Origin of the sequence: Shewanella indica (genome assembly GCF_002836975.1) — a bacterium.
GTDB lineage: Bacteria > Pseudomonadota > Gammaproteobacteria > Enterobacterales > Shewanellaceae > Shewanella > Shewanella indica.
In genome coordinates, this window is sequence record NZ_NIJK01000039.1 from 19144 (window position 1) to 40343 (window position 21200).

The 21200-nt window shown below is 50.2% G+C and carries 20 protein-coding genes and 1 tRNA gene; 11 read left to right on the plus strand and 10 right to left on the minus strand.

Annotated features, from left to right (window positions below):
- Window positions 1-74: 74 nt before the first annotated feature.
- Together CX650_RS13185 and CX650_RS13190 are read left to right on the plus strand one after the other, a co-directional pair.
- Complete coding sequence (locus tag CX650_RS13185) at window positions 75-689, plus strand: TetR/AcrR family transcriptional regulator (protein WP_101096060.1); 615 nt, start codon at window positions 75-77, stop codon at window positions 687-689.
- A 46-nt stretch (window positions 690-735) separates the two neighbouring features.
- Window positions 736-1626 carry a DUF6268 family outer membrane beta-barrel protein gene (locus tag CX650_RS13190; RefSeq protein ID WP_101096061.1) on the plus strand — a complete coding sequence of 297 codons (891 nt, stop codon included), beginning with the start codon at window positions 736-738 and terminating at the stop codon, window positions 1624-1626.
- Between the two features lie 64 nt (window positions 1627-1690).
- On the opposite strand, the gene CX650_RS13195 is transcribed toward CX650_RS13190, so the two are convergent.
- The 3 genes from CX650_RS13195 to CX650_RS13205 form a co-directional block, all read right to left on the minus strand.
- The gene (locus CX650_RS13195) at window positions 1691-2254 is read right to left on the minus strand and encodes a chalcone isomerase family protein (RefSeq protein WP_101096107.1); all 564 of its coding nucleotides are present in this window, start codon (window positions 2252-2254) and stop codon (window positions 1691-1693) included.
- Window positions 2255-2337: 83 nt separating this feature from the next.
- Window positions 2338-2817: a DUF2947 domain-containing protein gene (locus CX650_RS13200; RefSeq protein ID WP_101096108.1), complete on the minus strand. Its 480-nt coding sequence runs from the start codon at window positions 2815-2817 to the stop codon at window positions 2338-2340.
- 194 nt (window positions 2818-3011) lie between these two features.
- Window positions 3012-3338, minus strand: coding sequence for a tetratricopeptide repeat protein (locus CX650_RS13205; RefSeq protein WP_101096062.1), 327 nt, complete (start codon window positions 3336-3338; stop codon window positions 3012-3014).
- Window positions 3339-3544: 206 nt separating this feature from the next.
- Here CX650_RS13205 and CX650_RS13210 point away from each other — a divergent pair, with 206 nt between their 5' ends.
- Genes CX650_RS13210 through CX650_RS13225 form a run of 4 tightly spaced genes read left to right on the plus strand, consistent with a single transcriptional unit; the run spans window position 3545 to window position 6829 of the window.
- Window positions 3545-4375 (plus strand): phosphate ABC transporter substrate-binding protein, encoded by an 831-nt coding sequence (locus CX650_RS13210; RefSeq protein ID WP_101096063.1) that lies wholly within the window; start codon window positions 3545-3547, stop codon window positions 4373-4375.
- Window positions 4376-4381: 6 nt separating this feature from the next.
- Complete coding sequence (locus CX650_RS13215) at window positions 4382-5248, plus strand: PstC family ABC transporter permease (RefSeq protein ID WP_101096064.1); 867 nt, start codon at window positions 4382-4384, stop codon at window positions 5246-5248.
- Window positions 5245-6105, plus strand: coding sequence for a PstA family ABC transporter permease (locus tag CX650_RS13220; RefSeq protein ID WP_229800066.1), 861 nt, complete (start codon window positions 5245-5247; stop codon window positions 6103-6105). The genes CX650_RS13215 and CX650_RS13220 overlap by 4 nt, the downstream gene beginning before the upstream one ends.
- 1 nt (window position 6106) lies before the next feature.
- Window positions 6107-6829 (plus strand): phosphate ABC transporter ATP-binding protein, encoded by a 723-nt coding sequence (locus CX650_RS13225; protein WP_101056593.1) that lies wholly within the window; start codon window positions 6107-6109, stop codon window positions 6827-6829.
- Between the two features lie 69 nt (window positions 6830-6898).
- Here CX650_RS13225 and CX650_RS13230 read toward each other — a convergent pair whose 3' ends face one another.
- Complete coding sequence (locus CX650_RS13230) at window positions 6899-9229, minus strand: leucine-rich repeat domain-containing protein (protein WP_101096066.1); 2331 nt, start codon at window positions 9227-9229, stop codon at window positions 6899-6901.
- Between the two features lie 806 nt (window positions 9230-10035).
- Here CX650_RS13230 and CX650_RS13235 point away from each other — a divergent pair.
- Window positions 10036-11025 carry a transposase gene (locus tag CX650_RS13235; RefSeq protein WP_101096067.1) on the plus strand — a complete coding sequence of 330 codons (990 nt, stop codon included), beginning with the start codon at window positions 10036-10038 and terminating at the stop codon, window positions 11023-11025.
- A gap of 322 nt (window positions 11026-11347) precedes the next feature.
- Here the strand turns inward: CX650_RS13235 and CX650_RS13240 are convergent, their stop codons facing one another.
- A complete protein-coding gene (locus CX650_RS13240) occupies window positions 11348-12232 on the minus strand; it encodes a LysR substrate-binding domain-containing protein (RefSeq protein WP_200887992.1) in 885 nt (294 codons plus the stop codon).
- A 272-nt stretch (window positions 12233-12504) separates the two neighbouring features.
- Here CX650_RS13240 and CX650_RS13245 point away from each other — a divergent pair, with 272 nt between their 5' ends.
- A complete protein-coding gene (locus CX650_RS13245) occupies window positions 12505-14508 on the plus strand; it encodes a BCCT family transporter (protein ID WP_229800065.1) in 2004 nt (667 codons plus the stop codon).
- 707 nt (window positions 14509-15215) lie between these two features.
- On the opposite strand, the gene CX650_RS13250 is transcribed toward CX650_RS13245, so the two are convergent.
- Window positions 15216-15291, minus strand: a tRNA-Arg gene (locus tag CX650_RS13250).
- Window positions 15292-15346: 55 nt separating this feature from the next.
- Entirely contained in the window at window positions 15347-16504 is a 1158-nt protein-coding gene (locus CX650_RS13255) for a flagellar assembly protein FlgT (RefSeq protein ID WP_101096068.1), read from the minus strand.
- Window positions 16505-17203: 699 nt separating this feature from the next.
- On the opposite strand from CX650_RS13255, the gene CX650_RS13260 reads away from it, so the two are divergent.
- Window positions 17204-17854 carry a FlgO family outer membrane protein gene (locus tag CX650_RS13260; RefSeq protein WP_229800063.1) on the plus strand — a complete coding sequence of 217 codons (651 nt, stop codon included), beginning with the start codon at window positions 17204-17206 and terminating at the stop codon, window positions 17852-17854.
- Window positions 17854-18321: an LPP20 family lipoprotein gene (locus tag CX650_RS13265; RefSeq protein WP_101096069.1), complete on the plus strand. Its 468-nt coding sequence runs from the start codon at window positions 17854-17856 to the stop codon at window positions 18319-18321. The genes CX650_RS13260 and CX650_RS13265 overlap by 1 nt, the downstream gene beginning before the upstream one ends.
- 241 nt (window positions 18322-18562) lie before the next feature.
- Here CX650_RS13265 and CX650_RS13270 read toward each other — a convergent pair whose 3' ends face one another.
- From CX650_RS13270 to flgA, 3 genes are all read right to left on the minus strand, one after another.
- On the minus strand, window positions 18563-18994 hold the full coding sequence (locus CX650_RS13270) for a flagella synthesis protein FlgN (protein WP_101096070.1): 432 nt from the start codon (window positions 18992-18994) through the stop codon (window positions 18563-18565).
- The gene (gene flgM / locus CX650_RS13275) at window positions 18994-19314 is read right to left on the minus strand and encodes a flagellar biosynthesis anti-sigma factor FlgM (RefSeq protein ID WP_101056049.1); all 321 of its coding nucleotides are present in this window, start codon (window positions 19312-19314) and stop codon (window positions 18994-18996) included. The genes CX650_RS13270 and flgM overlap by 1 nt, the downstream gene beginning before the upstream one ends.
- A 70-nt stretch (window positions 19315-19384) precedes the next feature.
- Entirely contained in the window at window positions 19385-20092 is a 708-nt protein-coding gene (gene flgA, locus CX650_RS13280; protein ID WP_039034365.1) for a flagellar basal body P-ring formation chaperone FlgA, read from the minus strand.
- 187 nt (window positions 20093-20279) lie between these two features.
- On the opposite strand from flgA, the gene CX650_RS13285 reads away from it, so the two are divergent.
- A complete protein-coding gene (locus CX650_RS13285; protein ID WP_101096071.1) occupies window positions 20280-21200 on the plus strand; it encodes a chemotaxis protein CheV in 921 nt (306 codons plus the stop codon).

A 21200-nucleotide genomic window follows, 5' to 3' on the forward strand; every position in this document is an offset into this window, starting at 1 on the left:
ACTGGACTGTCTAGTCTATTTTATGTTCTAATGCCTTCCAAGACGTTGCCGAACAAGGTGTAAGTCATAAGGTTATGAATAATCAGCAATTAACTCGTAGTGAACAGAAGCGGATTCAGATACTGGAGGCCGCTATTGAACTCTTCTGTGCCCAGGGGTTTCCCCATACCAGCATGGATGAAGTGGCCAAGAGGGCCGGGGTATCGAAACAAACGGTTTACGCTCATTTTGGCTGTAAGGATGAGCTGTTTGTGGCGGCTATCGAGTCCAAGTGTGTGGTGCGTCAGGTTGCCGAAGAACTGTTGGCCGACGCCGCCCGGCCGGAGCAGGCGCTGGCGGTGTTTGCCGAGTATTTCGGCGAGCTGATCGTCAGTGAAGATGCTATTACCGTTTATCGCGCCTGTGTTTCCCAGGTCGATACTCATCCGGAACCGGCGCAGCTTTATTTCGATGCCGGACCCGAGTACATGTTGGGGTTGCTGGTGGATTTCTTTACTCAGGTTGAGCGTCATGGCGGTTATCACTTCGGCAATAAGCGCCAAGCAGCGGTGAGGCTGAGCCTGATGTTATTTGGTGAGCTACGGCTCAGAAAAGAGTTGGGGCTGGACACGGGGCAACTCGAGGCGCAGCACAGGGATTATTGCCTTGAGACGGCCGGATTGTTTCTTAAAGCGCATAGGTTGGGGTAGCGTACGGTTATAATTGAGTTTTATTTAAACGGCAAAAGGACATGAGATGAACAAAACGGCTACAGTTATCTTGCTGAGCACTTTGAGTGCCAGTGCAGGGTTGCTTGCCGCAGAGGCTTCGACATCCCGCTATAGCCTGAGTCTGGCCACTTTTGAAAATGCCGACTCGGATATTGATGGTGGCGGGGAACTGGGGCGTCGCAGTTATCTTCTGGGCGCGCGGGCTGACTGGCAACTGGATAAACGTTGGGGGCTGGGTGTCAGCCTGGGTTATGACAAACTGGACTGGGATTTTTCCGCTTTACCTGACAATAGTGTTGCCGATAGGATTTTTGCTGCCAGCCAGTTTGACTCTGCTCAGCGTTATTCAGCTTCCATCAGCCTGAGATATAATCTGAATAGACACTGGAGCTTGATGCTAACGCCTCAGTTACAGTATGCCTACAGTGATGAAGTCTCCTCTTCGGATGCCGAAAGTTATGGTGTGATAGCCGGTGCTGTTCACAGGTTCAACTCGGGTAATATGTTGGGTTTTGGTATTGCATATCTTAATGATATCAGTGAGGTGCGTACGGTTCCTTATCTGCTTATCGATTGGCAACTCAGTGATAGATGGCGGGTGGGCAACCCGTTTCAGGCAGGTTTTACCGGTCCGGCCGGGATAGAGTTCAGTTATCGGATCTCACCGGATATGGAGTTGGGGCTGGGAGCCTCCCAGCGCACCGAGCGGATCTTGGTGGGGGAAAATGAGCAAACGCTGGAATTGACCGAAATCAGCAGCTTCGCCCGTTTGGGCTGGCAGTTGGGACAAGGGTTCAATCTCAACGCCTATGTGGGTTACTTCATCAACCCGGAACTTGAGTTGAGTGAACCTGAGATCAAGCGCGAGTTGGATAACTATCCGGCAGGCGCTGTTCATCTTAGCTATCGTTTTTGATTGAGTTGCCCGCCGTGGCGGGCAACTTCTCCCTTTCGATTGAGCGATTTTCTGGCTGAGGAGTTCAGTCGGCCAGCATCGCTTTTTTCAGGCTGCTCTGCGCCGGTTCATCGCCGAGCCAGATATTCAGCAGCGCGCGGCGAAAGTTCTCTCCGGCGATAGTGTCTTGCAACTCACCGTTCTTGTAGGCACTGACACCGTTTTCCTGGCTGGTATACAGGAGGAAGCTGTCGCCTTGTTTGATCTCTTCCTGAAACAGGCTCATAAATCGGTCGATATCGGCTTGTATAGCTTCGGTTTTGCCGCCTGTGGCGTCATCGAAACCTTCAGTTATCGCCGAGCGCATCTTATCTGCGGTGATAAGACCCGAGACTATTTTCAAGCTGACCGCCGCCTGAGGCTGCGTAAATACTTCGGCTGTAGTGGTCGCTTTTGTTGGCAGATAGAGACTGCCTATGTAGAGATCCATAAAGAACTTGCTACGAACCCCGGCACCATTGAGCTTAAGCGGCGTTGCCGCCTGAATGCTCAGAGTATCTGGAATATTTTCACCGGCAATTTCGCGGGCATCCACTGTGGCAGACAGCGATAAGCCAAGTAATAGAGCGGTTAAGGTTATTTTTTTCATCTTGTTCTCTTGGTATTGGTCGTTCTGAGTGGCTGAACCGGCAAGGTTCTTCTTGCTCACTGAATGTTTGCCAAAAACCTTCCTTAGCCCCGCAGACCCATTTTGAAGTTGCCATCTTGACTGAACCAGACGGCTTGCTTGTGTTTGGGACTTATCAGCAAAGGGCCATCATCGAAAAACAGAAAGCATTTCCAGTTACGGGCAAAGATTTCCCAGCGAGTTTGGATCACCTGATACTTTTCATAGCAGAAATACACAGGGGCATCTGCCGGCCAATCGATAAAATCGGCCAAGGGTTCCGGTAGGCTGTTGTCTTCGCTGTCCCAATGGCTTTGCCAGTATTCGGTCTGGTGCCAGGTGGAGCTGCGGCTGGCCCAATCGCCCTTGGTAAAGTCTTCGGCACAGCTGCTTTTGTTGCTTATCCAGCGATTCCACACTTCCATGGCGCTCTTTTGATCCAGCGGCAATATAGCCGTCTTATCCTGGTCACTGACCGGCAGATCCTTATGGTTGAAGATCCATTTGCGGCGATATTGATCGAGTGGAATATAGCTGTGATTCAAGTTTTGTTCTCCGGAACTGCGCTTATTTGCCGGGGCATTATAACGGTGGCGAAAGGGGAAAAGAAAGGCCGCATGCGGCGGCGAGGGGAAGGCGTGCCACTGGCAAAGGACTTGAGCCATTTGCTGCGAACCACGTCTTGCATCCCAGATTGTAAGCCGACGCAGAGCAAACATGGGGCTTGCTTGCACCTTCGCTAATTCGGGGTTTGCAGTTCGGTTAATCCCTGCTTGGCGCTGAGATTATTGGGGTCGAGCTCGAGGACTTTGGAAAATGCGGTGATGGCGGCTTCATTTTGTTGCACTGCACGCATAAACAACGCCAGTTTCAACCATACCTGCAAGTCTTGCGGGTATTTGCCGAGGTAATCCAGATAGGTTTCCAGTGCCTGCTGTCCTTTACCATCGAGGCGTAAGACATGGGCATACTGCGGTAGAAAACTGTCGTTCAAGCGGCTTAACTCAGCCAGAGTAGTTTCGGCCAACGGCAGCATATTGAGCTGCAGTGCCAGTATGGAAATCATTCTGAGCTCGGTTTCGGTTGTTTGTTCCTGACTGTCATAGGTTCCTGTCGTTGGGGCGGTTACTTTTGTTGGGTTTATTTGTGATTTGAGTCAAAAGGTTGATTTGATGTGATTGTTATCATTGCGCGCCGTGAGGCTCGGCACTGAACCACACCTCTTTATTTGGGCTGACTGTTTCGGCTCAAGTGCATTCCAAAGGAAATGACATGCGACTTAAATTCAGATTTATCAAGTTGTTATTATGCTCTGTGCTGGCGGTTCCTGCTGTTGGCATGGCGTCTGAGCTCGATCGCTTTGAAAACTTGTCCGGTACCTTGAACATTGCCGGTGGTACCGCGCATATCCCTGTGATGAAGCAGGCGGCAAAAACCATTATGTCTGCCAATAACGACATTCGCATTACAATTGCCGGTGGTGGCAGTGGCGTGGGTGCGCAGCAGGTTGCCAAGGGACTGGTTGAAATCGGTAATACCGGCCGCCCTCTGAAGCCAGGCGAACTGAAATACGGTCTGCTTTCTTTCCCATTTGCCATCGATGGCGTTGCGGTTATCGTCAATCCGACCAACCCCATTCAACAGCTGAGCTCGCAACAGGTGATGGATATCTATTCCGGTAAAATAACCAACTGGAAGAGCCTGGGCGGTGAAGATCGGCAGATCAATATTTTCACCCGTGATGAAGCCAGCGGTACACGCTCGGTATTCGTTAAAAAGTTGCTGAATAAGTCGCCGGTTTCTACTCAGGCCAATGTTGTGCCTTCCAATGGTGCGATGAAAACTGCGATTGCCCGCGATCCCGGTGCCATAGGTTACAGCAGTGTCGGTTATATCGATCAGACAGTGAAAGCGCCGATATTGGATAATGTGCTGCCCACCAATGAAGCCTGTGCTTCCGGCGAATACCCTGTAGTGCGTAAGCTGTATATGAATACCAAGGGACAACCTCAGGGACTGACCCAGGCGTTTATTGACTATATCTATGGCCCAGACGGCGCTGAATTTATCCGTGAAGCCGGATATATTCCTGTCGGACATTAATGACTCATGACCACACAGATCTCCGCTGAGCGGATACTGCAACTTCTGGCCGCATCAGTATTATTGCTGATAGTGCTGCTGTTTGGGTTTCTGATGTGGTTTGCATTGCCGGTGTTTTTCAACCCGCAAACCAGCGTGTTGTCGTTACACTGGCAACCGGAGCAGGGGCAATTTGGCATAGTTGCCATGATTGCCGGCTCCGGTTTGTTGGGACTGCTGGCCTTACTGTTGGCATTTCCTATCGCCCTTGGCATCACAGGGTTTTGTTTATTACCTCGCTATCGAAGGCCTGCGCGTTTTATCCGGGCGCTGATCCGCTTGATGGCCGGGATCCCGACCGTGGTGTATGGGTTGGCCGCTGTGTTTTTGCTGGTGCCGCTGATCCGGGAAACCTTTCGAACCGGTTCGGGGTTCAGCCTCATCAGTGCCACTCTGGTGATAGTGCTGTTGATCTTGCCTGTGATGGTGATGATGTTGGACAGCCAATGTCGCCCTTTGGCCAAAGAACTCAGAATGGTGTCTGCTTCTCTGGGGTTCAGCGATCTCCAGACCCTGTATCATCTGGTATTACCCAATGCCCGCCGCGCCATGGCCAGCGCCGCCTTACTCGGTTTTGGCAGGGCCATAGGCGATACCTTGCTGCCTTTGATGCTGGCCGGCAATGCGCCACAGCTTCCGGGCAGTGTATTTGATTCGGTTCGCACCCTGACGGCGCATATTGGCTTGGTGCTGGCCACGGAAAATGACAGCGCCATGTATAACTCACTGTTTGCCGCCGGTTTGTTGCTGCTCACTATCAGTGTGCTGGTGACTCTGTTGATCCGCTATATGACCTCGTCTGCCAAGGCCACCACCGAGGGTTCTGGGTCTTGAAAGCCAAGTGTTTCCATTATTGGTGTTTATTCTGCAGCGCCATGCTGTTGCTGTGTCTCTTGTCACTGCTGGGATTTATTCTATATCGAGGCGTTCCCACGCTCAGCCTGTCGCTCTATTTTGGTGATACTGAACCCTTAAAAGGTTTCTTGGGACAGGCGCCTATCTGGGATGGGATTTGGCCTGCCTGTGTTGGAACCCTGGCGGTGGTTGCCAGTGCTTTGATGATCGCCTTGCTGCCCGGGCTGGCAACCGGAATTTGGCTGGCAACTGCGAAAACATCCAAGGCAAAGGTGCTATTGGAGCTGGCGGTCGATATCCTGGCCGGCGTTCCCTCTATATTGATGGGCTTATTTGGCTTTACCCTTATTCTGTTACTGCGCAACACCTTGCAGCCTTCTGCCAACACTTGTTTGGCACTGTCGGCATTTTGCCTGGCGATGTTGATCATTCCCTATCTGGCCGTTTCTACCCGCACGGCGCTGCAGGCGCTGCCTGTGTCTTTGAGTTTAACCGCACTCTCACTCGGCATGACACAGTGGCAAGCTTTGCGCTTTGTATTGTTGCCCCAGGCCGAGCGCGGGATCCGCGGCGGCATCATGTTGGCTATCGGCCGGGCCGCAGAAGATACCGCGGTGATCATGCTGACCGGCGCCGTTGCCAATGCGGGGTTACCTGGCGGGATCTTTGAACGGTTTGAAGCCCTGCCTTTTACGATTTTTTATTACAGTGCCCAGTATCAGAGCGAGGCCGAATTGCAGATGGCGTTTGGTGCCGCGCTGACACTCCTGTGTTTAACTGCCACGGTATTTTCCACGGCCAACTGGGTGACACGTTTTTCCGGAAGGAATCATTAGTATGGCGTTATCAAAGGCTGCGGATGTCGCGGGCACTGTGTCTAACCTCAGTGTGTATTTTGGTCAACAAGCGGCACTCGAAAACATCAATATGCAGATCCATCGGCGGCGGATCAATGTGCTCAGCGGGCCGTCAGGCTCGGGAAAAACCACCCTGTTACGGGCGCTCAATCGCCTCAATGACGAATATCAACATAGTCGCACCCGGGGGGAGATAACGCTTTGCGTGGCAGATAAGCCGCTTTCGGTCAATCAACTGAAAACCACAGAGTTACCCTATTTGCGCCGTAAAGTTGGTATGGTGTTTCAACATCCGCAGCTGCTTCCCGGCAGTGTGGCGCAAAACCTGTTACTCCCCTTGAAAGTGGTCGGTAACCTGCAGGGGGAGGCCGCGCTGAAACAGATGCAGCAAGCTTTTGAGCAGGCGGCGTTGTGGGATGAGGTCAAAGATCGCCTGTCGGCACCGGCCTCAACCTTATCCGGCGGGCAACAGCAGCGCCTTTGCCTGGCTCGCACCCTGGTTTTTGAGCCGGATATCTTATTGCTCGATGAGCCTACCTCTTCACTCGATCCCGAAGCTACTGCACAAATTGAAGCCTTGATAAAACGCCTCGCCGGCCATTGTACCCTGGTGATGGTTTCTCACTGTGAACATCAAACAGCCAGATTGGCCGATCATCTCTATCGTTTTGAGTACGGGAGATTACGACCTGAGTCGGCATGAGTGCGCCGAATCACTCTTTGTCTGGCTTAACCAAAGAGAGATTCAGACACGCTTTTGCAATTGCTCGGCTTAATCGTCGAGATACTTGGTCTGCTCGGTGTAATTCGGGGTCAGCAAGTTTTGATACAGCTTGGGGTTCATGTTGAAACCGCCGAATTTGCTTATGGTGTAACAAAGGACTTTCAGCTTGAGCTTTCTGAAGCTGGGAGGGATGGGTTTAAGGAATTTGCAGCAATCGATACTCAAGCGTTCCAGCTTCTCAAGCGCCAACATGGACTCGGGTAGAGACTCAGTGACAAAATCCTCCAGAGATAAGGTATCCAACTCGGTAAACTCACCGATAAAATCAGGGATAACCTTGATATCGCCGCCTCTCAGAGAAAGCCGTTTTAACGGTAGTGCTTTAAGCTCTATGGGGAAATGATCCAGGCTCTTGTGCATTCCCATCAGTTTAAGGTGATGCAAGCGGGTATATTTCACCAAGGCCTTGGTGGCTTCCAGACCAAACTCATAACACAGGACCAGTTTCAAGGTTTCCAATGCCGGCGCATCGAGTGAGGCCAGGGTTTTAAGATCACTGCGTGAAATCAACAGGGTTTTCAGCCGTGGCAGCGAAACATTGGCAGGGAAATCGTTGAATTTGTTGAGTTTAACTATTTCAAGCTTGGGGCTGCTCGTTAGCAATGGGCCAAGGGTAACGATGTTGGTATTGTGCAGCTCCAGCGAGGTCAACTGGGTAACGGCGGGGCAATTCAAACCAGGTAAAGTCTCCCTTGGGTCCGCGCATCCATCCTCAAGCTCAGTCTCAACTTGGGCTGGGTCAATATTGAGCGACACTAGATTGGGGCAATGCATTAATAGATCGGCGATTTTAGCTGTCGCCAGTCTAGTGGTGAAGGAGGTGAGTCGCTCTGGCTGAGGCAGGTATTGAGACAGCTCTTTCCCCGTGTTTGGCGTGCCATCGTCAGGGTAGTATTTCATCACAGCTGTAGAAATATTGCTGAACAGCTGCCGTTCATTGTCCACCGGGCAATGGTTTAGAATGAGTTCATCCAGGGTTAGTAGCCTGGTCGGTGCAATAAGGCGATGACAACGGTCGATTTCCAACTTTTTGATGTTTCGCGGCAACAATGACGCATCTATGGTGAGTTTTTGGCCGTTTATTATGCTGAGGCTGTCCAGCGCCGCTATCTTTTTAAACGACTCGGGGATGGTTTCCGAGTTGGTCGAATTAAAACTAAGGTTTTTAAGGCTTTGACATAGAGGCAGTTCATCCCAGAAGCCGTCGTCGCCGAAATCTGCCCCCCAGATGCTCTCCAGTTGCGAAAACGCCCTGAAAGGGAAGCGAATGCCGGTTAAGTCTCTGGCATAACCCAGGTGCAACTCTTTGAGATGAGGAAAACATGCAGCATGCTCACAGACCAATGCCAGCAGTTTCTTTTCTTGGATCTTAAGCCGGGTTATATCTTCATATACCTTTGGGGCAAAGCGGATATCTATGCCATTAGTGAAAGATGTTTTTTGATTGCCAAGCACCGTATTGGCATGGATTGAACTCAATAACGGGTTTTTCCATAGTGTCAGCTTATTGAGGTTGGCTAAGGTCAGTTGCTCATCAATAGATGCAAGTTGGGGACAGCATGAGATTTTTAAGTGTTGCAGCTGTGGCAGCTTATCCAAGTTAGTGCCAAGGCGTTGTAAATCCGGGACTAACGCCAAATCAATCTTGGTCAATCCCGCCGGTAAATCAAACAGCTCGGCGCCGCAGATAGGGGTATCGTACCAGGTTAGGCTGCTGAGGTTTGTCAGTTGGCGAAAATCAAGATCCAGACTTTCCAGCGGCACTGAGTCAATTTTAAACTCTTGCAGTTTCTTTAGCTTTTCAATGCTCTTGGGCAGTGTCTTGTAATCGCCTTCAATGTTGAGCTTTTCAAGCAGTGGCAGGCTACCGATACTTTCGGGCAACTGTTGTCCACAAAAGGGCACTTCTTCGATGGCCAGAAAAGTCACCGAGGGGAAACGCGCCAACAGCTCGGGTTGCTCGCAGAGTGCCTCCAGCGGCTGACCGGCTCGAATATCTATGATGGTATGTCCAAGCCTGGCATAGAGGTAATCGACATCCAGCTCGGCCGACAGGCTGGCATACTCGCAAAGGACACAGAAGACATCTCTCATATCAGGCTCTTTCTCGCCTTTAATCAGTTTCTTGCGGCACTTGAAGGCATTCTGAATATCCTGGCTCGCATGCTGTTTCAGCAGTTGGCGGATCTCTTTCACGCAGTCGGTATCGGCGCTGCATTTACCAATCAGGAAAAGGTCGTTGATGAACTTTTCAGGAAAGCCGTCACTGTTTTTAACAGCATTAAAGTAGTCGGGGAGGGATTCTATAAATTGGGACATAATATAAACAACTTATTGTAGGGTATGGTTATTAGCCTGTTGGCCACTGCAGATGCTTAACGCCGTAGTTTTATCGTTCTGATGAACTTGGGCTTAGGGGGACACAAGCCCTGGATTTGGCCTGATTCGCTGTCGATAGTGCGCCGGAAAATGTAGAACGAGATGGATTGCAAGATGCCCGGTAAAGTGCATCGAAAAGTGCACCGAATATGGCATCGAAAATTACAGATGGAGGCGCAGCATAAGATGCCGCGCAATGCGAAGAGCTGACTAATTCCATTTACCGATTTTCCTTCCAGTGACCACAAAAGTGGCCCGCACTCAAGCCTGCTGACGGATTTTACAAGAGTTGAAGGCCCCGTACAATCAATGGGATAGATATAGGCCAGTAATACTGGAATGATGTTTATGCGGATAACAGCCTTACAGGCGGTGTGACCGAAAAATCCAGTCAGGGCTGCTTCTAGGACCGGATAACTGAAAGAGCGGGACTGTGGGCGAAGGCAAGGGCAAAAGTGTCACCATTCATGATCTCCGTCGGTCAATCACCAGTTGGAGTCAAATACAGGATGGAGTCAAATACAGGACAGCCATATCTTTTTGATGTTTCATAAATAACGAGTCAAATACAGGACAGCCATATCTTTTTGATGTTTCGCCCAGGCTTGACTAGGCTTTGAAATACCCATCAAAGCTCAGTCGAGGTTGGTTAACAGGAAAAAGACAGGACAGCCATATCTTTTTGATGTTTCACACAGCCTCGACTAGGCTTTGAAATACCCATCAAAGCTCAGTCGAGGTTGGTTATGACCACTGCCCGTCGCCAGTTGATAGATGCAGAAAGTACGCCCTTTTACCACGTGATTAACCGTTGCGTGAGAAGGGCGTTTTTGTGTGGTGAAGATGCACTGTCGGGGCGCAGTTACGAGCATAGACGTGGCTGGATAGTGGATAAAATCAGGCAGTTGTCGTCAATATTCTGCATCGACGTTTGCGCTTATGCGGTCATGAGTAATCACTACCATTTGGTGCTCAAAATCGACCTTGCAGCGCAACAATCGTTGTCGCCATTTGAAGTCATTGAGCGCTGGACAGGGCTCTTTAGTGGCAATCCTGTGGCGGCAAAGTTCCTCAAGGGCGATAGTCTCTCAGAAGGTGAGCGAATACTGTTGGATACGCTGATTAGCGATTGGCAGGAACGCCTTGGCAGTATCAGTTGGTTTATGCGCTGTTTAAACGAAGATATCGCCCGTAAGGCCAATCGAGAAGATGGCTGTAAGGGCGTATTCTGGGAAGGACGTTTTAAGTCGCAGGCATTGCTCGATGAACAGGCGCTGCTGGCCTGCATGATGTATGTGGATTTAAATCCCATTCGCGCCGGTATTGCAGATTCGCTGCAAACTTCTGATTACACATCCATTCAGGAGCGTATAGAGGAAGTTGCTGAGCCAGCAACTGCCAACGCTTCAGTTAAGCTACTGCTGCAATTTGATGGTGCGACAATTGCCACCGAACAAAGCGGCATTCCGTTTCACTTTGCCGACTATCTGGAGCTGATTGATTGGACAGGCCGGGCGGTGCGGGAAGACAAGCGTGGCTATATTGCCTGTTCCAGTCCCAAACTACTGCTTGAGCTTGGTATCAGTGACGATGCCTGGATAACTTCCGCCAAGGAGTTTCGCCGTCAGTACAGTGGCATGAGTGGCCGATGGGATGCCATGTGTGCGATGAAGGCCAAATATGGTGGTAAATGGTGCCGGGGTAAGCAACAAAGCCAAGCAATACATCCCCATTAACCTTAAACCCTTGGTGATTTTGCATAAACAGGCTTAAGCCTGCCGTTGGCATGCTTGGCAACCGCAGTTTTTGCATGAAGCACGCAGATTACTCATCTTAGAGAGTCTACTTCGAATCATTCATCGTCATTTATAAGAGATTGAGACCGCAAGGTATGCTTCTCAGTCCGTAAAATGTTTAGGATGTCCTGTGGTTCTCTGTAAAATGTTTAGGATGTCCTGTGGTTCTCTCTTCCAGTGGTTCCGTCCTGTGGTTCTCTAGTGGTTCTCAACTATGCCACTACAGAACGACTCCCATAGATGGAGCAACGCCTCTGTAAGTTTAACTCACTGACCTATGGATATATTTTCGGATCCCGTTGGCAAGACGGCGTGTGGCTTCATTGGTTTCGGCTTCAGGTTGTAAATGGAGTGCAATTTCCGTCATGGGTAGCGTGGGCATTCCATGCTCAGATGTCAGGATCTGCAAGCCTGAAGGCACCATGGAAGGAGTGAGGATCGTCACAGCAAGCCCCGCTCTGACAGCAGCAGTTAACCCTGACAGACTGGCACTCGTATAGGCGATCCGCCACGGAATACCTGCACTCTTGAGCGCATCGATCCCTCGTTGACGAAAAATACAGAGCCCATCTTTCGAGACCGCCAGCGGCAGAGGTTGCCGTTTTTGGATCTCAAGTCGGTCTGCACCGACCCAGACGGTCTGCTCTTGGCAGAGCACTTCACCACCCGGACTTTTAGGTTGTCGAGTGGTGATGGCTAAATCGAGCATTTTCGCCTGCATCTGATCGAGCAACTCGACACTCAATCCACAATAAACCTGTAGCTCTACATCTGGAAAGCGACGCTCAAACTCCGACAAGACCGTTGGCATATAGACTAAATAATCATCGGGGATCCCCAGCCGCACGCTCCCATCGATCCTCGGCTCAACGATATCTTGCCATGCCAATGCATTTTGGCTGAGCAATCGCCTAGCGTGCAGTAAGACCTTCCGTCCCACTGGGGTCGGGAACGGGATCCGCTGACCTTTCTCTAGCAGAGGCGTTCCAACCTGACTTTCGAGCCGTTTCACATGAGCACTGATGGTGGACTGTGCCAGATGCAAGGCTTCAGCAGCAGCAGTAAAACCTTGGCTATCGATCACTTGCACAAAGGTTTTGAGCAGCACCAAATCAAAAGGACGACTTTTCAACGGTTCTATTATCACGTTTCATAATACTTCTATCAGAAATTATTGTTTTCATAATATCGGCTCATCTTTCACAATACCAGCCATATGAAACAAGCCGCCCTTCGCCCTGAACCACATGTTTTCGCCAGCACTCACAATCGTGAATAGGTTTTCACGTTCACGTTTGCTGCATCGTCCATATTTGCCCACCTTTTCAGCATCTCATCGACGCAAGCTCGGCGCACAAGAGCAGATCAGGCTGCGAAGCGACCATCCACCAACAATAAGGTGAATCAAGCCATCTGATTATGAGTAATCCAACTGAAGTCACGAAACCCCGTATGGCGGGGATCAACCCACCTGTTTTTTATCCATCCGCAGGACTCATTGTCCTGTTCGTCTTATTTACCATCGCGATGCCTGAAACCGCAGGCCGTTGGTTTGGTTCGCTCCAATCATGGATCATTGAGACATTTGGATGGTTTTATCTCCTCTCAATGGGGTTTTACCTGATTGTCACACTGATCCTCGCGTTTAGCCGATTTGGGAAAATCAAACTGGGACCAGACCACAGCAAACCCGAATATAGCTCTCGCTCGTGGTTTGCGATGCTGTTCTCCGCTGGGATGGGGATAGGATTAATATTCTATGGGGTGGCCGAGCCCATCTTTCACTTTGCAAACCCACCAGAGGGTGAGCCGCAAACCGTTGAGGCTGCACGTCAGGCGATGACCCACACCTTCTTCCACTGGGGTGTCCATGCCTGGGGCGTTTACGCCATTGTGGCCCTGGCGTTGGGCTATTTTAGTTTTCGTCATGGTTTGCCACTGCGGATCAGCTCAGCACTCTACCCGATCATCGGCAAACGAATTTACGGCCCGATTGGGTATGCCGTTGATATTTTAGCGGTCTTTGGAACCATGTTTGGGATCGCAACCTCCCTTGGACTGGGCGTGTTACAGATCAATTCCGGCTTAAACTATCTGTTTGAGATCCCCTTTGGCACGCTCACCCAATTGGTTCTCATCGCGATTGTAACCGTCATGGCAACCCTCTCGGTGGTGACCGGATTGGATAATGGGATCCGCCGTTTATCGGAGTGGAACCTAAATCTTGCTGCCGTGTTACTGATCTTCGTGGCCATCACGGGCCCCACACTCTTTATTTTCCAGTCACTGGCCCAGAATGTCGGGAGCTACATCTCCTCGCTGGTCGAAATGACTTTCAATAGCTATGCCTACATCAACAGTGACAAAACCAACTCTTTTTTAGGCGGATGGACGCTGTTCTATTGGGCCTGGTTCATTGCTTGGTCACCCTTTGTCGGCATGTTCGTGGCCAGAATTTCACGCGGACGGACCATCAAAGAGTTTGTCTTGGGTGTCTTATTTGTGCCTGTCGGGGTCACGATTATTTGGCTGACGGTCTTTGGGAATACGGCGCTGCACGGTATCATGACAGAGCGCATGCCGCAGTTGGTTGAGCAAGTGTTTGCGAATACCCCAACTTCTCTGTTTCGCTTCTTAGATACCTTACCCCTCGCTAGCATCTCGTCGGTGGTTGCTACCCTGTTGATTTTTACTTTCTTTGTGACGTCTTCCGATTCAGGCTCTCTGGTCATTGACACCTTAACTGCCAAAGATGGCGATGAGACACCCGCAAAACAGCGGATCTTTTGGGCTGTTTCTGAAGGTCTAGTGGCTGCGGCATTGATTTTAGCCGGGGGGCAGAATGTCCTTTCTGCTTTACAAGCGGCCTCGTTAGCTTCTGCACTGCCTTTTGCCCCTGTGTTAATTCTGGTTGGCTTTGGACTACTGAAGTCACTCAGACAAGAGATGGTCAAAATTGATAGTGCCCATCACCTCAATCAAGCGACACCGAGTACTTTAGCGCGGATCCAGGAGATCGGCTGGCAGCAACATCTAGAGCAACTCATCACGATCCCAGAGAAAACAGAAGTGCTACAGTTTTTACAACATGACATTATGGCGGTGATGCATGAAGTGGCCGATGTCTTCAAACAAAACGGGATCAACACACACATCACATCACATGAACACGCGTGTTCGTTGATGGTTGACCACGGAGATGAACGTAACTTTGTCTATGGTGCTTGGGCACGAGAAGCGAGCATTCCGTCCTTTATTGGCGAACGTAGTCAATCTCGTCCCAAATCGCAGTTATACATTGAAGTCTATTTGAATGAAGGCGCTCAGCAATACAACATCTGTGGTTACAACCGCAATCAACTGATTGCTGATATTCTTGACCAATATGAGAAACATCTTCATTTCCTCAATCGGGTACGTTAGTTCCCTTTGCCCGAGATGAACACATCTCGGGCTTTGCCGCGGGAGGTAGTCTCTCCGAAAATAACCGCAGCAATAAGTAGAATTTTCTCTGACCTCTCCCCACGGGCCAGCTAAAGCTGTTCAAATTTATTCCGGATAAATTTGTGGGAAAGGTCATAGGTATACACCTAATTCCCAGGCTCAGGCGGAACTGTGACCGTCGAAAACAGGGCCGAATTTTGTTCCCGACAAATTCGGCATTTCTTACGTCCTTGTAGGTCAGATGTTTTCGTCGAGGCTACTATCGAATTTGTTCCAGACAGATGTCGGCATACACCCCATCCATGGAGATAAGGGATGGGGTCACAACAACTTCCCAGTTTAACGGCCAGCTCACCATCCATGACTCGCGTTCGAAAGCATGTTACAGCGCAGCTCTCGTCATGTCACAGGATCGCCTGTGCCAAAAGGACCGTTCTCGGACGTCCTGTCCTTCACGGCATTCGAGCTTCCTGCCCATCCGCACCGCAGGTGATGGGTTATTGCTTAGCGGGAAGCTAAATCCAAGTTGGTTGGCTTAAAACAACGATAGCTACATCACCAACTCAATGTTTTTAAAAGAGAAAACTATCAGAGAACAAAATCATTAATTTGAAGCGCCTGAATCGGCAGAGGATGGGTTCTAAAAAAGCTTGAGACTTATGCAAGCAGGCACAAGAAGAAAATGCTGGTCTCCCCACAGGGACTCGAACCCCGATCGGTCGCTTAGGAGGCGACTGCTCTATCCTGTTGAGCTATAGGGAGACGCCAGTGATTATACTGGTTTTCACCCGGATGAAAAGGCTTTGGATTTAATTGCTTAAATCTTAATCGCGATGTCATTCACCTGAATGTTAAGGGCGGCATTTTCACCACTGAGCACTGCGATGGCACTTTCCTCTGTGACTTGAACTATGGTGATTTTCGCCCGGGTTTCTCCGGCCACGGCGCGCATCTGGTTCATGCGGTCGGGCAGGTTTTGTTGCAGCACTATTTGGAACTGATCACCCACGCGGATGCCGTTGCGTCGCCCCAGGTTGAGTATCACTCTATCTTGTTGGCGCACGACTATCTGTGCCAGCAGCGGTCTGCAGGCCAGTGCCATATCGATATCTTTACTGGCATTGGCCAGCACCTTGTCTATGGCTTGTCCATAACTGGCGCGCCAGAATCTGTCGCTGTTGGGAGGGACGGATTCATTTTTGGCAAACTCCCAGGGGGCAGAAATGCTGTAGTTCTGATACCAGATCTGTTCGCCGCTGATCCCATGATAGAGGCTGAGTTGCAACTGAAATAGCCGCTGCGGCTCGTTGTCCCATAGGCCCATAAAGCCGGATTCGACCGGTTCGGTGGAGATATCTATGATTTGCGGCAGCAACAGATATTGGCTGTCGGTAATTTCACTTATCCAGGTCGGCAGGCGGTAGCCGCGGATATTGATAAGCTCCTCTTTGATATCCAGCCGCTCGTTGGCGTGCAGGTGAGCAAAGCTGGTGGAGGATTGTTTATCCAGCGTTGCTGCTATCCGTTCGGACAGGCTTCGCTGGAAGTTTTCCAACTGACCATAACGCAGTTGGCTTCTGTCTTTAATGGCGGCCTGGGGGACCAGGATAGCGGCCTTGATGGCTGAGCTTTGGCACTTGTTATCCGGGCCGTCGAGAATATCGAGCCGCATAACCACTTTGAGCTTGTCTCCCTGGCGCATTTCGCTGACCAGTTCGACACTGCTTATCTGCGCCTGGCTGGAGAGGCTGAAATCGTTTTGGGTCAAGCGCCCCTGGCTGACACTCTGGGTCGATTGAAAACTGCCACCACGGGAGAGCAGTGCCATGTTGATGGCGTTGTCCATTGCCGCTTCCCGTGCCTGGGTTAGATTGCCATTGATTATTTTGGCTTCACCTCGGGCCTCGGTCCACTCTGCCATGGCGTTGAGGCTGATGCCCAGCAACGGCAGCCAGAACAAGGGGCACAATCTCATAAGGCGGTTCCTCAAAATGGAAGTCAGGGTGACGGAATTTTGCCGCCACTTAAGTTGGTATCGCTTGGTATTCAAATTTTATGCCAGAGCAAGGCAGGGGGGACTGTGTTATTTGTGAATGCCAGGCTAAAGAACGGCAAGCATTTGCCGATAAAGCCAAAGAAGCTTTCGACAAACCTTGTTGTCTGAAAGAGCAAGGCTGGATAAATAAGTAATACAAGTGGTTCGGCCATTTTATGTCAGTTACTACGGCCAATGAGATGCTCAATTAGGCTTATTTCTCAAAGTTGTTAAACACGACTAAACCAGAGAACTCGCCGGTGGACGCTGAGGGCTAAGGAAGGTGCGAATAAGTTCTCGTGGCACTTTCTTGATGTAGGGAATAGGTTGCTGTGTGGCTTACGGGCCTGCCTGCTGTGTTGTGCTTCTTGCAAAGGCCTGGGGGCATTTGCCGTTGCATCCAGACCTGTACGCCGGAGCAGAGCACATATGGGGGCTTGTTCGCACTTTCCCTAAGTTCTTGGTTGGTATTTTATTTGCATAGTTTTAATGCAAATAAAAAGAGCTTGGCATTATTGGTGCTGACGATGTTACCGACACTATTACTGTCTGCAACGTCCTTGGGTCAATCCTGCAGGTGTTGTATGACTGACTAAGTAGAATAAGCCTGCTGGTTCAAGGTTTACGTCAGGCTCCTGAATGAAGTTAACAGCCCACTCCGGCAACAGTGAGACGGATATTATGTATAAAGCCCTGTGTATATTGCCTTTACTTCTGCTGTCTGCCTGCAGTACGACATCACAGCAACCGCAAGCTGAGTTCAAGCCGCAACAAGCACCAGTCAATCTATTGGCACATCAGTTGGTGGATGAATTGGTAATCCATAATGATGCTCTCAAACCGACTCAGCCGCTATTGGTGATGACGCCTGCGATGGTGGAGGATATGCAAGGCAGTAACGCACTGGCCTCACAGCTACAGCAGAGCTTAATGACGGCTTTTCATCAGCGCGGCTTTAATCTGGTGGATTTGAACCTGGCCGAAGCGGTGCGGGTAACGCCACAGGGGGATTTTATTCTTACCCGCGACTGGCAACAATTGCCGACGGATATTGCGGTGGATCATGTACTGGTCACCAGCATGAGCCAGGCTAAAGGTGAGATCTTGTTCAACAGTCGGATTGTTAACGTCAATAACAATCGGGTGCTTTCGACGGCCGGGGCGCGGGTGCTTGAGGCGCAACTACCGGGTTATCTGGCGCCATCCCACAAGGTGGTGTCAAAAGAAGGCCTGCTTTATCGCTATGAAAACCGCGGAGAAGATAAGAGTCGGATAGTGGGAGACAAGTAATGAAGTATTGGAACAACACACTGACATTGGTCACGCTGGCATTGGCGTTAGTTCTGGGTGGCTGCGCCGATAAGGACAGATATGTGCAGTGGGAGACAGAGGCGCCAAGCAGTTTTCCCAAATTGACGGCAATAGGCTATGCCCCGCTGGCCAGCCAACCAGCCAAGGAACAGTCGCAAAAGGTGCTGATGGCGATGCAAGCATCCAAGATTGCCGCTTATCGGGAACTGGCCGAACAAGTTTATGGCCAACGTTTGTCGGCTGATAGCAAGGTCAGTGACTGGATGTTGAAAGGCGATAATATCCAGGCCTCGGTTTCCGGGGTGATCCGCGGCGCCAGGGTTGTGCGCAGTTATCCGGCCGGCGATCATTATGTGACCGAGCTGGAGCTGGACTTCGCCCAGGTGTGGGATCTGTATCAGCAACAAAATCGCCCCCAAAGAGTGAAAGAGATCACTTATTTTTAGGGTAATGGGTATAAGTCAAAAGCAGCCTTCTTTGGCTGCTTTTTTTGTGGCTTAAGAATTTTTGCTGAATTGAGAGCAGGGTATACGTTCTGTTCTGGGGGGCATCTTGTATTTGACCCCCTTGGCTTTAGCGCCCTGAGTTTAGTCGGGGGAAGGCAAGGGGGGACAGGAGTTTGGGTCGCACCAAGAAGCCGAACTTACTGAATTAGCTTAAGCAATGGAACAGCAGCAGGGCTTTAAATCAAGCCTTGAGATCGTTGCCCAGAGTGGCGATGGTTGAAGTCTTGCCTTTGCCGTCATAAGTCAGACTGGAGGCATTGCGGCTCACCTGCAGCGCCTGTGCCAGGCGATTGATACTGGCCATACTCAGCTCTATCAGGCCGGCATTTTCCTGATTGCGTAGTTGGCAAGTAGCCAATAGTTCGCGGGCTTCACTGACCTGTTCGGCCAATGGCGACTGACTGAGTTTAGTTTGTTCAGGATGAGAGGAGAGCGCCTCATCGACTGCCTTGACCTCATTGAGCAGATTGCTCTTGTCTTGGGCTAGTTGCAATAGATTATCGGCATTGCGATCGAGCAGGGCATTTTTTTCCTGCTCAATCAAGTTCAGCAGACGCTCGAGTTGAGTCATCTGCTTTGCTATCAGGCTGGTTATATCCGGGGTATCAGGCATCAGGATCCTTTATTGAGTGCGCTCAGTTCTGATTCAAATTGAGATATGTTGGCTGCCAGTTTTTCCGGGTCAACCTTGTATCTGCCTTCGGCGATTGCCAATTTGATTTCGCTGATCTTCTTTTGATCTATTTCCGGCAGGGAGGCCATTTTACTCTGAACTCCTTGCAGCTGCTGCGCTTGCTGCGACACCACAACCGAGTCGGTTTTCTGCGGAGCAGCCCCTTGCTGAGCTGTTTGATTGCTCTGAGCCGTGTTCTTGGGGAGTGAACCTGTATTCACCCTGGGTTGATTTTGCAGTTGTTTAATATCCATAGCCATCGCGGCTCCAGCCTTTTCTCTGATTACCTTGCTGTCTTATCGGCATAGCCAAGGAGAACTTTAGCATTTTTTACATTCGAACTTCCACTTCGCCCACATTGGTGACGGTAGCCTCCAACACTTTGTCTGAGCGAGTGTTTTTTACCCTAATCTGTTCTCCAAGGTTACCATCATGCAGGGCTTCACCAACAGTTTTTATTTGAAACTTCTCGTTACCTGCATAAATAGAGACTCTGTCGCCTTTGCAAACAAAACAGAGATTGGCGGCAAATAACGGATAGTCTTTGGCTATGCGCCGCTTGAGGCGGGTACCCGTCACTGTGGCAATATCCTCGAACTGCTGGCCGCGCAGACTGGTTTCATCTATGTAACGCAGCGCCAGATTTTCCGGCCCCAGCACAGTGCCCGGAGCCAGAGTTTGAGTGGCCACCACCACAGGATAACTGATATCTACCCGTACCGAGACATAGATTTGCCACGGGTAGCTTAGCTCCGGGCTGTTACAACCTATGCGCACCGTATTGTTGCGGCTTATCTCTCTGTCGCTGGCAAGTTCGGCCGTCAAAGGTGAATTGCATCTAGGGGGCGTGAGCCTGGAATCCAGTCGTTGCGGGGTGATGGTAATTTGTGCATCTGTGCCCGCCAGCACTTTTTTGGCCACTGCCTCTTTAGCCAGGCTTTCCATGGCCGATATACTGGGAACGAAGCTGCTCTCTGCCGCCATTGTTGCGATGGGCATTAAAATTGTAGCCAAAAGGTATGCAATATTTACTTTCATAATGAACAGGCTAGCTTGTCTCGCCAGATTACACCTATACTTTCAATGATTCGCGGTTCCCAGTACTGGCTTCACCTTAGGTTTAGTCAGAAATTTGACTGGGCATCAGTGTCTTGGATAAAGCAAATAGTATGCCTGTCTGTGGGACAGCGGGTATTTCTCAATATAAAGACAACAAGGCAGCCTTATGTCGAGCATTCTTGAATCAGTCAATAAACGCACTCAACTGGTTGGACAAAATCGCCTCGAACTTCTGTTGTTCAAACTTAACGGCAGACAAAGATTCGGTATCAATGTATTCAAAGTCAAAGAGGTTTTGCAGTGCCCACCACTGACGATATTGCCCAAGTTGAACTCCTTTGTTAAGGGCGTGGCCCATATTCGTGGTACGACTGTGTCTGTTATCGACCTCAGTGCGGCGACCGGCGGTAAACCCATAGATGATGTCAAGGATTGCTTCATCATTATTTCCGAATACAACCGCAGCGTGCAGGGTTTTCTGGTTCGTTCAGTTGAGCGGATCATTAACATGAATTGGGAGTCTATCATGCCGCCGCCGGAAGGAGCGGGACGATACTCTTACCTGACCGCTGTGACGGAAATCGAAGGTGAACTGGTTGAAATCCTCGATGTGGAGAAAATTCTTGATGAAATTTCACCGGTCAAGACAGATATCAGCCAAGAAATGGATGAATCTCTCACAATCGACAGGGAGCAGCATTATCATATTATGGTGATTGACGACTCCTCTGTGGCGCGCAAGCAGATCATTCGTGCATTGTCTTCGTTGAATCTGCAGATAGATACCGCTAAAGATGGTCGGGAAGCATTGGAAAAACTGAAGAATATAGCGTCTGGTATGGACAATGTTGCCGATGAAATCCCGTTGATTATTTCGGATATCGAAATGCCGGAAATGGATGGTTACACTCTGACCGCCGAGATCCGTGATGATCCCAAGCTGAAAAATATCAAGGTAGTGCTGCATACCTCGTTGAGCGGGGTATTCAATCAAGCCATGGTACAGAAAGTGGGCGCCAATGATTTTATTGCCAAGTTCAACCCCGACGAACTGGCTTCTGCTGTTAACAAGCATCTGAGTCTATAG

Excerpts from the sequence above, each read along its gene's own strand:
- CX650_RS13185 (WP_101096060.1), top strand. The coding sequence starts at position 75 with ATGAATAATCAGCAATTAACTCGTAGTGAACAGAAGCGGATTCAGATA.
- CX650_RS13190 (WP_101096061.1), top strand. The coding sequence starts at position 736 with ATGAACAAAACGGCTACAGTTATCTTGCTGAGCACTTTGAGTGCCAGT.
- CX650_RS13195 (WP_101096107.1), bottom strand. The coding sequence starts at position 2,254 with ATGAAAAAAATAACCTTAACCGCTCTATTACTTGGCTTATCGCTGTCT.
- CX650_RS13205 (WP_101096062.1), bottom strand. The coding sequence starts at position 3,338 with ATGATTTCCATACTGGCACTGCAGCTCAATATGCTGCCGTTGGCCGAA.
- CX650_RS13210 (WP_101096063.1), top strand. The coding sequence starts at position 3,545 with ATGCGACTTAAATTCAGATTTATCAAGTTGTTATTATGCTCTGTGCTG.
- CX650_RS13215 (WP_101096064.1), top strand. The coding sequence starts at position 4,382 with ATGACCACACAGATCTCCGCTGAGCGGATACTGCAACTTCTGGCCGCA.
- CX650_RS13225 (WP_101056593.1), top strand. The coding sequence starts at position 6,107 with ATGGCGTTATCAAAGGCTGCGGATGTCGCGGGCACTGTGTCTAACCTC.
- CX650_RS13230 (WP_101096066.1), bottom strand. The coding sequence starts at position 9,229 with ATGTCCCAATTTATAGAATCCCTCCCCGACTACTTTAATGCTGTTAAA.
- CX650_RS13235 (WP_101096067.1), top strand. The coding sequence starts at position 10,036 with ATGACCACTGCCCGTCGCCAGTTGATAGATGCAGAAAGTACGCCCTTT.
- CX650_RS13245 (WP_229800065.1), top strand. The coding sequence starts at position 12,505 with ATGAGTAATCCAACTGAAGTCACGAAACCCCGTATGGCGGGGATCAAC.
- CX650_RS13255 (WP_101096068.1), bottom strand. The coding sequence starts at position 16,504 with ATGAGATTGTGCCCCTTGTTCTGGCTGCCGTTGCTGGGCATCAGCCTC.
- CX650_RS13260 (WP_229800063.1), top strand. The coding sequence starts at position 17,204 with ATGAAGTTAACAGCCCACTCCGGCAACAGTGAGACGGATATTATGTAT.
- CX650_RS13265 (WP_101096069.1), top strand. The coding sequence starts at position 17,854 with ATGAAGTATTGGAACAACACACTGACATTGGTCACGCTGGCATTGGCG.
- CX650_RS13270 (WP_101096070.1), bottom strand. The coding sequence starts at position 18,994 with ATGCCTGATACCCCGGATATAACCAGCCTGATAGCAAAGCAGATGACT.
- flgM (WP_101056049.1), bottom strand. The coding sequence starts at position 19,314 with ATGGCTATGGATATTAAACAACTGCAAAATCAACCCAGGGTGAATACA.
- flgA (WP_039034365.1), bottom strand. The coding sequence starts at position 20,092 with ATGAAAGTAAATATTGCATACCTTTTGGCTACAATTTTAATGCCCATC.
- CX650_RS13285 (WP_101096071.1), top strand. The coding sequence starts at position 20,280 with ATGTCGAGCATTCTTGAATCAGTCAATAAACGCACTCAACTGGTTGGA.